Raw genomic sequence first — 12,021 nt, 5'->3', positions numbered from 1 at the left:
CAATCATTTTGTTTTCTAAAACATACATATTGTATGAAAGTTCAGCCTCGCTGGTAATCTATTTCAAATCTGAAAGATATGTTTTGAATGATTTGAAATCTTTGCTCATCGCGATTGATTGTTTTGTTCCTTTCATAAACGCTGCCAGTTTCTGTGGCAGGGGCACGTTTCCTTTTCCAACAACTGCCTCAACAGTTTCTGTAAACTTTGCCGGATGGGCTGTTTCCAAGAAAATGCCAACCTGGTCCGGAGCTAAAAACTCCTGCAATGCCATGTATCCGCACGCTCCATGAGGATCGCACAGGTAACCGGTTTGGGTGAAAACGTTTTTTATTGTTTGTCTGATCTGCTCATCGGTGTATCGGTAGCCTTTTATTACCGATGAAATTTTTTCGTGCGAATGATTGTACAAATCCAGAATCCGTGCAAAGTTGCTGGGCGCACCAACATCCATGGCATTGGCAATTGTTTCAACTGATGGGCGAGGGGTATAGTTGCCGGTTTTTAGGTAGTTGTAAACCACGTCATTTTCGTTATTTGCCGCAAGAAACTGCTCCACCGGAAGTCCCATTTCTTTGGCAAATAGTCCTGCTGTGAGGTTGCCAAAATTACCGCTCGGTACCGAAACCACCAGCTTTTTGTTCTGAAGGATTCCTTTCTCTTTTAGCCTGGCGTAAGCATTGAAATAGTAAAACGCCTGCGGCAGAAACCGTGCAACATTAATTGAGTTGGCGGAAGTCAGCAGTAGTTTTTTATTCAGTTCAGCGTCCAGAAAAGCTGTTTTTACCAGATGCTGGCAATCGTCAAACGTGCCATCGACCTCGAGCGCAGTAATATTTTGCCCCAGCGTTGTAAATTGCGATTCCTGAATTTTACTAACTTTCCCTTTTGGGTATAGCACATGAACATGAATTCCTTCAACGCCGAGAAATCCGTTGGCCACAGCGCTGCCAGTGTCACCGGATGTGGCTACAAGCACATGTACCTGCTTTTTGTTTCCGGCAAGAAAATAGTTCAGCAAGCGAGCCATAAAACGGCCGCCAACATCTTTGAAAGCGAGCGTTGGCCCATGAAACAGCTCCAGCGAATAGGTATTGTTGGCGACTTGTTTCACCGGGCAATCGAACTGTAAAGTGCTGTTAACAATTTCCTTCAGATTGCTTTCCTCCACATCTTCACCGAAAAACTTCCTGGCTACTTCAAATGCAATTTCGTTGAAGGAAAGTTTGTGGATATTTTCAAAAAAAGAAGGGCTGAATTTTTCAATTCTTTCGGGCATGAACAGTCCGTTGTCGGAAGCCAGTCCCTTTACCACTGCTTCTTTTAGTGTTACGTCCGGGGTATTTTTGTTGGTGCTGTAATATTTCATTTTAATTCATTTAAAAACTCGCAGAATACCTTTAGCGGCAAAAGTAAGAAAAGTGTTACAATAATTGACTTTTATCATTGTTAAAGGGATAATACAAATTCAGGAGGGGATAGATTTTTTGGAAAAGATGCTTTTGGAGGCGGGCACATACAAAAAGAAATGTGAGTAACCGATAGCGGCTACTCACATTTTAAATAAAATATTCTAATGGTGACGAGGATTGAAAATCCAGTCGTTTACATTAAAAAGCTTAACAAAATACCTGCTGCAACAGCTGAGCCAATTACACCTGAAACGTTTGGCGCCATGGCGTGCATTAGCAAGTGGTTGGTCGGGTCTTCTTTTAATCCCATGTGCTGTACCACCCGGGCGCTGTCTGGAACGGCAGAAACTCCGGATGCACCAATCATTGGATTGATTTTGTTTCCTTTTTTCATGAAAACATTCATCAGTTTAGCTCCGGCAACACCACCTGCTGTGGCAATCACGAACGAAGCTGCTCCTAGTGCAAATATTTTAATTGATGATGGCGTAAGAAAAACGTCGGCCTGAGTAGAGGCTCCAACAGTAATCCCCAGTAAAATAGTAATGGTATCGATTAACGCATTGCTGGCAGTGTTTGCCAAACGTTTGGTCACACCCGATTCTTTTAAAAGATTACCGAAGAACAACATTCCCAGCAGAGGCAGTGCAGATGGCGCAATATACGCTGTCAGCAACAATCCAACCAGCGGGAAGAGGATTTTTTCAAGTCTGGAAACCGCACGTGGAGGTTTCATTTTAATCCTGCGTTCTTTTTTTGTGGTAAGTAATTTAATAACAGGAGGTTGAATTACCGGAACCAGCGCCATATATGAATATGCCGCGATGGCAATAGGACCAATCAGGTTTTTTACCACTTCGCCGTTGGCCATCACATTCATTCCGTTGGCCAGTTTCGACGAAATGAAAATTGCTGTCGGGCCATCTGCTCCGCCAATAATTCCAATTGCACCTGCTTCCTGTGGTGAGAATCCTAACCAAAGTGCCCCAAGGAAAGTAAGGAAAATACCAACCTGTGCCGCTGCTCCCAAAAGCATCAGTTTTGGGTTTGAAATGAGTGACGAGAAGTCCGTCATTGCACCAATGCCCAAAAATATTAGTGGCGGGTACCAGCCCTGAACAACTCCCTGGTAAAGGATATTCATAACAGAACCCGGTTCGTAGATTCCCAGTTTCAGGTTGAAATCAACTACCTGGAACATGGGAATGTTCCCGATTAGAATACCAAATCCGATGGGAACCAGCAAAAGCGGCTCAAATTCGTAACGAATTCCCAGGTAAATGAAAATCAGTCCGATTATCAACATGATCATGTGTTTCCATGTCACGTTCGAGAAGCCTGAAAATTCATAAAAATTTAGTAGCCCGGAAACGGCTCCGCTATAGTTTTTGTATTCGAATCCGTCGCCTGCTAATTTTCCGTCGGGCGCTACCTGAAGTATTCGCTGCGGAAGTTTTATCGTTTCCTTTTCGGTTTTATAATCGGTAGACGAAGTATTTGGATCCATGTTTTTACGCAGGTGCGTAACCACTACAGGATTAAAATCGAGGATGATTTCATCTCCTGAAATGCGGTAACGTCCGGTAAAACGCTGTTTTGCCGAATCAAGCGTAAACGTGTTGTTCTTTTCGAATCCGATTGTTTTGTATCGTTTAACTGTTGCCGGGGTTTCTTCGGGTACCGCTTCTTTAGGGTTGAAGGTGGGCACGGGTATGTACCCGTCGCTGTAATTTACCCATTTTCCGCTTGTAACTACAGACGAAAGGTTTTTGTCCTTTCCCTGAGCAAGAAAAGCAGAAAATAACACCGTACATACTAAAAGTAGTCGAAGTATTTTTCTCATTTTTTGAATTCTTTGCGGTTAACCAATTTCAATGAGAACGTCATCTTGTTGAACGGCATCACCTTCTTTTACTTTTATGGCTATTACTTCGCCGCCTTTTGCTGTCTGAACCTGGTTTTCCATTTTCATGGCTTCCATAACCAACAGGCTTTGTCCTTCGGTAACAGAATCGCCAACCGAAACATTCAGTTTTAAAATAGTTCCCGGCAGCGGCGCGGTAACTTCGTATTTGCCGGCAGATTCTTTCTTTTTAATCTGACCTTCGCCCGGTTGTTTTTGTACGGGTTTACGAACCAGACGAGGCGTTTTAGATGTTTTTACATCTTTGTGTAGGAGCACTTCGTAGTGGGTGCCGTTTACATCAACTTCGGCAACGTTATCTTCAATGTCGTTGATTCGAACATCGTACTCACTGCCGCTAATGGTGAATTTATATCTTTTCATTTTTTTTCGATTTTAATTTTTTGGCCAGTTTTGGGTTACGCTGTAAATTTTTGAGCTCCATGGGGAGTATGCTTTCCTTACCTGTTTTATGGTAACGACATTACTTTCTTCGTCGTGCATTTCATCAAGGTAAAGATGCAGAGCCATACCAATTGCAGCTGTTACGTTTCCTTCAATATGACCATCATCTGTTGTTGCTGATTCCGGCTTGTTAGTATTCCCGGATTTCTTTTTGAATTTCATATTGATGATTTTGGGAAGTCTCGAAAAGACAACCGACAGCATTGTCAGCGCAAAAACAACAATTCCAAAACCAACGATAGAAACCGTAATCCCGAAATCAAAAGGGTTTACCAGCAACATAAAAAGAGTATTCATTGTTTTTCTGTTTTAGAGTGGAATATTGGAATGCTTTTTAGGCGGATTTACCAATTTTTTTGTTGCTAAACTTTGTAACCCCCTGATAATACGGAAACGGGTGTTTCTTGGCTCAATAATATCATCGATATATCCCAAAGCAGCTGCCTGGTAGGGGTTGGCAAATTTTTCGTTGTACTCGTCTTCGTGATCTTTGATGAATTTTGCTCTCTCTTCCTGGTCTTCTATTTCAGCCAGTTTCCGTCCGTGAAGAACTTCTACAGCACCGGAAGCTCCCATAACTGCAATTTCTGCGGTAGGCCAGGCGTAGTTCAGATCGCCGCGAAGCTGTTTACAAGACATAACGTCGTGTGCTCCTCCGTACGATTTACGCAGTGTTACCGTAATTTTCGGTACAGTAGCTTCGCCGTAGGCAAACATTAGTTTTGCACCGTGGGTGATAATTCCGCCGTATTCCTGTCTGCTTCCCGGAAGGAATCCCGGAACATCAACCAAAGTGAGGATTGGAATATTGAAACTGTCGCAGAAGCGCACAAAACGTGCGGCTTTTCTCGAAGCTTCAATATCAAGCACGCCTGCAAGGTAATTGGGCTGGTTGGCCACAATTCCAACCGGATGACCGTCGAATTTGGCAAAACCAACAACAATGTTTTTTGCGTAATTCCGGTGTATTTCAAGAAATTCGGAATAGTCAACAATTGAAGTAATTACGTCAGTTACATCGTAAGGCTGGTTCGGATTTTCAGGAATGATTTCATTCAGGGCATCTTCCATCCTGTCGATAGGGTCGGTGTTTTCCGTAACAATCGGGTCTTCCAGGTTGTTTTGCGGAAGGAAGGTGAGCAGCTTACGAATCAGCATCAGTCCTTCTTGCTCGTCTTCAACAAGGAAATGAGAAACGCCTGATTTGGATGCGTGAACTTTTCCTCCTCCCAAATCTTCAACTGAAATATCTTCGCCCGTAACTGTTTTAACTACTTTCGGACCGGTAACAAACATGTAGGAATTTTGCTCGGTCATCATAATAAAGTCGGTAAGGGCAGGAGAGTAAACTGCTCCTCCGGCACACGGACCAAAAATGGCCGAAATTTGAGGGATTACTCCCGATGCAAGAATATTCCTTTCGAATATTTCGGCATAGCCGGCCAGCGAATTAACGCCTTCCTGGATGCGGGCGCCGCCTGAATCGTTAATGCCAATTAACGGGGCACCGGCTTTCATGGCCATGTCCATTACCTTACATATTTTCTGTGCAAAAGTTTCGGAAAGTGAACCTCCAAACACGGTGAAATCTTGTGAAAAAACATATACCACACGGCCGTCGATGGTTCCGTGACCTGTAACAACTCCGTCACCAAGGAATTTTTTCTTTTCCATGCCGAAGTTGGTGCAACGGTGTGTTACAAACATGTCAAACTCTTCAAAACTGCCTTCGTCGAGCAACAATTCAATGCGTTCGCGAGCGGTTAGTTTTCCTTTTGCGTGCTGGGAATCAATTCTTTTGACTCCGCCTCCAAGCTTTGCTTCAGCCCGCAATTCAATTAACTTTTTTACTTTATCCTGGGTACTCATTGTAGTCGAATAATTATGAATTTTGGTTTTTTATCTATTTACTGCAGATTTCTGTTAGCACACCCAGTGTTGTTTTGGGGTGAAGAAATCCAATGTTTAGCCCTTCTGCGCCTTTCCGGCCTTTTTGGTCGATAAGGCGAACACCTTTTTCTCCCAGTTCTTCTAGCGATTCGTCAACATTGTCTACTGCGTAAGCAATGTGGTGAATTCCCTGGCCTTTTTTCTCAATAAATTTTCCGATGGGGCCTTCCGGATCGGTTGATTCCAGAAGTTCGATTTTTGTTTGCCCCACCATAAAAAAGGCGGTTTTTACTTTTTGATCTTTAACTTCTTCAACAGCATAACATTTCAGCCCCAGCATATTCTCGTAAAAAGGAATGGCTGTTTCGATGCTTTCAACTGCAATGCCGATGTGTTCGATATGTGAAATATTCATGGCTATTATAATTTAATTGTTGTTTTCATCCCAAACAAAGTGAAAGTGTGATCCGAACCGTTCAAAAGCAGCTTTGTCGAGTTCTGCCTGGTGGTCGGGATGCGAAATAGAGATAATAAGTTTTGCGCGATCCTGAAGTGTTTTTCCGTAAAGGTTAACAGCGCCGTATTCGGTAACAAGCCAGTGGATGTTGGCGCGTGTGCTAACAACTCCGGCTCCGGGAGTTAAAATTGGTGCAATTTTACTAATCCCTTTGTTGGTGGTAGACGGCATAGCAATAATTGGTTTTCCGCCTTTACTAAGCGAAGCACCGCGTAAAAAGTCGATTTGTCCTCCAACGCCTGAGTAAAATTTTGTGCCGATTGAGTCTGCACAAACCTGTCCGGTAATATCTATTTGCAGTGCCGAGTTAATCGCTGTTACTTTTGGGTTTTGTGCAATAACGTTTACACTGTTTGTGTATTCAACATCCTGCATGGCAACCCCGGGGTTGTCGTGTATAAATTGGTATAGCTTTTTTGAACCCATTAAAAAGGTTGCAACCATTTTGCCTTTGTCAATAGCTTTGTTTTTGCCGTTTACAACACCTTTGTCAACCAGCGGGAGAATTCCGTCGGCAAACATTTCGGAGTGAACTCCAAGGTCTTTGTGATTGGAGAGCATTGATAAAACGGCATTAGGAATAGCGCCGATTCCCATTTGCAATGTGGCACCATCCTCAACCAGTTCTGCAACGTAGCGTCCTATTTGGCGGTCGGTATCGCTAATCGGTCCCGGCAAAGCAAGAACCAGTTCGCTGTCGTCTTCAACAAAAACATCAATGTCGTTTATGTGGATCATTGCATCGCCGAATGCACGCGGTACATTTGGGTTTACAATGGCTATAACTGTATCTGCGTTTTCAACTGCTGCAAGAGTTGCATCTACTGATGTTCCCAGTGAAGCGTATCCGAATTTGTCGGGTACAGAAACCTGGATCATGGCCACATTTACTTTTAGATACCCTTGACGGATTAAACGCTGGGTTTCCTGCAAAAAAACCGGAATGTAGTCGGCATAACCGGCTTGTGTTTGTTTTCTGACATTGGCTCCTACAAAGAAAGATTCCAATTGAAAAATTCCTTCAAATTCCGGATTGGCGTAGGGGGCATCTCCTTCTGTGTGGATGTGTTGAATACGTACGTTTCTGAATTCTTTGTTCCGCCCGCGTTCACACATTGCCTGGATAAGCGGATGAGGGGTTACAGCAACACTGTGCAAATGAACTCGATCATTCGATTTAATAACTCCAACTGCTTCTTTTGCACTGACAAACTTAATGTTCTTCATCTTTTAATAATTTAGTTTTATTGGGATTTTTATGAAAAGGCATAGAAATGAAAAAAAACTATGTCTAATATAAATAACTATATATCAATGCACTCTCACAATTTCCCAGTCAACAACAGGTAATCGATTTAAGGTCGCAAATATATAAAAACTATAAGCCATAAAAACTTTCGAATAACATATTCGGTCCTTCGTAAAGGTTTTGTAAATTTTTTGTTAAAAAAGGTATTATTCGGGGCTGTTCGCTGGGTAAAAGTCATGTTTACAACGTTGTTTGAACTGAATTTTGCATGTTTTTATGCGTGTCGTTATTAGTTTTCTTGCTGATTGATTAGTGATTGTGTTGTACAACATGTCTGCGGAATGTAATAAAGTTTTCAGGATTTATCGAAAAAATGCGGAAATCTTTTGCAGGCGCGGCCTGGAACTGATATTTTTTTGCGGAATTACCCGGAGTGTTAAGAATGGTTCAATTTTGAATTTTTATTTTATGTTTATCTTCATATTTTTGTAATTTTAAACCACAATTAAAACAGAAACGTCATGTTAAAAGAAAGAGTACTAGAAGCTTTAAACGAACAGATAAATGCTGAGCAATATTCCGCTTTTCTTTATCTGTCAATGTCGGCCTGGCTGGAAGACAAAGGGATGCCCGGGTTTGCTAATTGGATGTATGTTCAATATCAGGAGGAAATGACGCACGCGAACAAATTTTATAAATATGTGGCTGGCCGTAATGGAAAAGTTGAATTGAAGGCAATTGCTCAAATGCCGACAGAATTTGACAGTATTTTAGATGTAGTAGAAAAAACGTTGGAACATGAACAGCATGTTACCGAACTCATCAATAATTTGGTTGATGTTGCGAAAGAAGAACGCGACCACGCTACTCAGAGCTTTTTGCAGTGGTTTGTTGACGAACAGGTAGAAGAAGAATCGAATGTAACAGAAATTCTCGATAGCCTGAAGTTGATTGAAGGCGAAGCGAAAGGGAATGGATTGTTTATGCTCGATCGTGAGTTGCGTCAGCGCGTTTTTGTAGATACTACGCAAGTGGCCGGATAATTATGATTTTATTAAAAAAAATGATAGAGGCTGCCGTGAGCAGCCTTTTTTTGTTTAAATATGGACTATACTGAAGCGATAAATACACGATATGAGAATCTAAAAGGATTTTGCAACCAGGGGTGGGATGAACCGTCTATTCAACGGCTCGAAGAAGCTTTTGGTTTTGCGCGGGATGTTATTAGCGACAAGCAATTTAAAACGGGAGAGTATATTTTGCATCATTCGCTTGAAGTTGCCGAAATAATAGCAAAAGAAATCGGCCTTGAGCCCGATTCTGTTATTACAGGGTTGTTGCATAATATAATGTACGCCGGTCTGGATCGTCAGGTCACTCGCGAAGAATTTGAAGCCAAATTCGGGTCTTCGGTTTATTCTATTCTTGATGGAATGGCCAAAATAAATGCTTTGGGAACCGACACGGTTGAGCTTCATCCGGAGAACTACCGTAAGCTGCTTATGGCGCTGGCCGGCGATGTGCGGGTGATTCTTGTAAAGACAGCAGATCGTCTCCAGGTAATGCGTAATCTCGAAATATATGACGAAGATGCCCGTCATCGTCTGGTAAACGAAACATCGCATCTTTATGCTCCACTTGCACACCGTCTGGGTCTGTATTCAATCAATTCAGAGCTGCTCGATTTGTGCCTGAAATACCAGAATCCGGCGGGGTATCAGTATGTGGTAACCCGGCTGAGCGAAACCCGAACCGAACGTGAAAACTTTGTGGCAGAATTTGTTAAGCCCGTTGAGAAAACATTGAGAGACAGGGGCTTTTCTTTTTCGATGAAGGCAAGAACCAAATCGGTGAATTCCATCTGGAATAAAATGCAGAAAAAGAAAGTTTCCTTCGATGAGGTAATGGATTTGTTTGCTATTCGTGTTATTCTCGATTCGAAACCTGAAAATGAAAAATCTGATTGCTGGACTGTTTATTCGGTGGTTACCGAGCAGTATCAGGCAAATCCGGAGCGCATGCGCGACTGGATAACCATACCAAAATCTAATGGTTATGAATCGTTGCATGCCACTGTTTTGGGGCCTCAGGGGCGTTGGGTAGAAGTTCAGATTCGTACTAAACGAATGGATGAGGTGGCTGAAAAAGGCCTGGCAGCACACTGGAGATATAAAGGAGGAAAAGCAAGTTCTGGCTTTGATGAGTGGCTGGCCGGAATTCGTGAGATTCTTGAAAATCCGGATTTGAGCGTAGTTGACTTTATCGATCATTTCAGTCTGGATATTTATAACGACGAAACTTTTGTTTTTACTCCAAAGGGCGATTTGAAAAAGATGCCCGCCGGCTCCACATTGCTCGACTTTGCCTATGAAATTCATTCGCATCTCGGAGATACTTGTGTTGGCGGAAAGGTGAACGGGAAAAAAGTAACTTTAAAATACAAGTTGAGGAATGGAGACCAGGTTACGATAGAAACGTCGAACAATCAGAAGCCCAAAATGGACTGGCTCGATTTTTTGATAACGTCTAAAGCAGTTAGTCGGGTTAAAGCCAGTTTGAATGAGGAAAAAAGGAATTTGGCCGCTCAGGGGCGCGAAATTCTGGCGCGTAAATTTAAAAACTGGAAAATTGATTTAAACGATGATGCCATCCGCAAAATGCTTAAGAGGTATGAATTTAAGCTGGCAATGGATTTTTATTGCGAATTGGCATCCGGAAAAATAGATCCGCTGGAGGTTAAATCCTTGTTTACCGAGAAGCCGGAAGAAGAGAGCGTTCGGAATAAAGTGGAAGAATTGCTCGCTACAAAAGCAAATAAGGATTTTTCGTTTGAGGGAGGGGATGATTATCTGATTATTGATAATAACCTGAAAGACGTAAATTATAAATTGTCCCGGTGTTGTAACCCGGTGTTTGGCGATTCCATTTTTGGTTTTGTAACCATAAACGAAGGAATTAAAATACACCGTTCCAGTTGCCCGAATGCTCCCCAAATGAAGGAGCGATTTCCTTATCGGATAATAAAAGCAAAATGGAAGGAAACGGTAAGCCCGGGAGCTTTCTTAACAACGTTGTACGTTTTCGGAACGGATGAGGCCGGAATCGTTTCTGAAATATCTTATATTATTACCAAGGATACCGGAGCCAGGTTGCGTTCGATAAACATCAATACCAACCGGGGAAAATTTGAAGGTGTTTTGAAATTATCGGTTTATAATTTGGATCACCTCGAATTTCTGATTCATAAAATGAAAAAAGTAAAAGGAGTTGTATCAGTAACACGTGGAGAAACATGAACAAAACAAAAATGAAAGTGTTGGTAGCCCCCAATTCCATGAAAGGAAGTCTGAATGCTTTTGAGTTTGCTGATGTGGTGGAAAAAGCATTTTTTGATGTTTCTTCGGATTTTATTGTGCGCAAAGTTCCTGTTGCCGACGGCGGCGATTTTACCGGCGAGGTGCTGTGCCGGGCATTGAATGCTGTGCCGGTTGAGGTAGAGGTGAAAGATCCTCTTGGGCGGCTTGTGCAAAGTAAATATGCTAAAATCGGGCAAAAAGCTATAATCGAAATGGCCGATGCATCTGGTATAAAACTTCTCCGTTCAAATGAATTGAACCCGATGGAAACATCTTCTTTCGGTACTGGGCAGTTGATTCGTGCAGCCCTGAAAGACGGGTGTACTGAAATTTTGCTGGGAGTGGGAGGTAGTGCTACGGTTGACGGCGGATTGGGAATGCTCGCAGCGCTTGGCTATAAATTAATAGATGAACAGGGAAGAATGCTGGAGGGGAAAGGCGGTAGTCTGAGGTTTGTTAAAAAGATTGAACCACCTGCTTTGGTTGAAAATTTTACGGTAAATATAATTTGTGATGTGCATAATCCTTTGCTTGGAAAAAATGGAGCTGCTGCAGTGTTTGGGCCTCAAAAAGGCGCAACGCCAGAAATGGTTGGTGAATTAGAAGCCGGGCTTGCAAACTGGGCCGGAGTCTTGGAGAACCAGTGTGGTAAAGATTTTTCAGGTGTTGAGGGGGCTGGTGCTGCCGGGGGAATTGTTCTTCCGCTTTTGGCGTGTTGTAATGCCAAAATTGTTCCGGGAGCCGCATTTGTTTTAAATCAACTGAACTTTCAGGAGCATGTCAACTGGGCTGACGTTGTAATAACAGGTGAAGGAAAGTTAGATGGGCAGACATTGTGTGACAAAGCTCCGAAAGCAGTGGCTGATGTTGCACGCGAACAGAAAAAGCCGGTATTTGCAATTGGAGGAACAGTAACAGGAGAGGCGACTGATGCATTTGATGGGATTTTTAGCATGATTCCCGGGCCGATCAGTCTCGAAGAAGCGATGAGTAGGTCTGGGGAAATGCTTTATCAATTTTCTTTTGAGTTTGCAAAGCTGATTCGGGCAATGCGATTTTAGTTTGCACTAAAAATGTTTTTGCTTTTGAAGTGTTTTGTAGCGAGTGTTTTGCGTGGTGTTTTCGTTGTTGTTCGGCAGAACCTTCGCGCACGCTGGCAGGATGTTTGATCTTTTATTTTGTAATCGGGTGTTGAGAATGAGTCACAATTTAATTGTAGGATTTTTAAT

At 42.6% G+C, this 12,021-nt stretch carries 10 protein-coding genes; 3 read left to right on the top strand and 7 right to left on the bottom strand.

What is annotated here, in order from left to right:
* Positions 1 to 58: 58 nt before the first annotated feature.
* The 7 genes from thrC to BUB08_RS02380 form a co-directional block, all read right to left on the bottom strand.
* Positions 59 to 1,369, bottom strand: a complete 1,311-nt coding sequence (thrC, locus tag BUB08_RS02410; RefSeq protein WP_072998562.1) for a threonine synthase — start codon at positions 1,367 to 1,369, stop codon at positions 59 to 61.
* A gap of 236 nt (positions 1,370 to 1,605) precedes the next feature.
* Positions 1,606 to 3,255, bottom strand: a complete 1,650-nt coding sequence (locus BUB08_RS02405; protein ID WP_245820159.1) for a sodium ion-translocating decarboxylase subunit beta — start codon at positions 3,253 to 3,255, stop codon at positions 1,606 to 1,608.
* Positions 3,256 to 3,273: 18 nt separating this feature from the next.
* Positions 3,274 to 3,699, bottom strand: a complete 426-nt coding sequence (locus tag BUB08_RS02400; RefSeq protein ID WP_072998561.1) for a biotin/lipoyl-containing protein — start codon at positions 3,697 to 3,699, stop codon at positions 3,274 to 3,276.
* Positions 3,700 to 3,711: 12 nt separating this feature from the next.
* The gene (locus BUB08_RS02395) at positions 3,712 to 4,077 is read right to left on the bottom strand and encodes an OadG family protein (RefSeq protein ID WP_083570526.1); all 366 of its coding nucleotides are present in this window, start codon (positions 4,075 to 4,077) and stop codon (positions 3,712 to 3,714) included.
* 12 nt (positions 4,078 to 4,089) lie between these two features.
* Complete coding sequence (locus BUB08_RS02390) at positions 4,090 to 5,649, bottom strand: acyl-CoA carboxylase subunit beta (protein WP_072998558.1); 1,560 nt, start codon at positions 5,647 to 5,649, stop codon at positions 4,090 to 4,092.
* Between the two features lie 34 nt (positions 5,650 to 5,683).
* Positions 5,684 to 6,085: a methylmalonyl-CoA epimerase gene (mce, locus tag BUB08_RS02385; protein ID WP_072998556.1), complete on the bottom strand. Its 402-nt coding sequence runs from the start codon at positions 6,083 to 6,085 to the stop codon at positions 5,684 to 5,686.
* A 12-nt stretch (positions 6,086 to 6,097) separates the two neighbouring features.
* Positions 6,098 to 7,414, bottom strand: coding sequence for an acetyl-CoA hydrolase/transferase family protein (locus BUB08_RS02380; RefSeq protein WP_072998554.1), 1,317 nt, complete (start codon positions 7,412 to 7,414; stop codon positions 6,098 to 6,100).
* A gap of 543 nt (positions 7,415 to 7,957) precedes the next feature.
* On the opposite strand from BUB08_RS02380, the gene BUB08_RS02375 reads away from it, so the two are divergent.
* From BUB08_RS02375 to BUB08_RS02365, 3 genes are read left to right on the top strand one after another with little or no spacing between them, the layout of a single operon-like run.
* Complete coding sequence (locus BUB08_RS02375; RefSeq protein WP_072998553.1) at positions 7,958 to 8,479, top strand: ferritin; 522 nt, start codon at positions 7,958 to 7,960, stop codon at positions 8,477 to 8,479.
* A 60-nt stretch (positions 8,480 to 8,539) separates the two neighbouring features.
* Entirely contained in the window at positions 8,540 to 10,732 is a 2,193-nt protein-coding gene (locus tag BUB08_RS02370) for a RelA/SpoT family protein (RefSeq protein WP_072998551.1), read from the top strand.
* Positions 10,729 to 11,853 (top strand): glycerate kinase, encoded by a 1,125-nt coding sequence (locus tag BUB08_RS02365; protein WP_083570525.1) that lies wholly within the window; start codon positions 10,729 to 10,731, stop codon positions 11,851 to 11,853. Before BUB08_RS02370 ends, BUB08_RS02365 begins: the two co-directional genes overlap by 4 nt.
* Positions 11,854 to 12,021: the final 168 nt, after the last annotated feature.

The sequence above is a fragment of the Mariniphaga anaerophila genome (assembly GCF_900129025.1).
In the GTDB taxonomy this organism is placed as follows: Bacteria; Bacteroidota; Bacteroidia; order Bacteroidales; family Prolixibacteraceae; genus Mariniphaga; species Mariniphaga anaerophila.
This window is presented reverse-complemented; position numbering and strand designations above follow the sequence as displayed.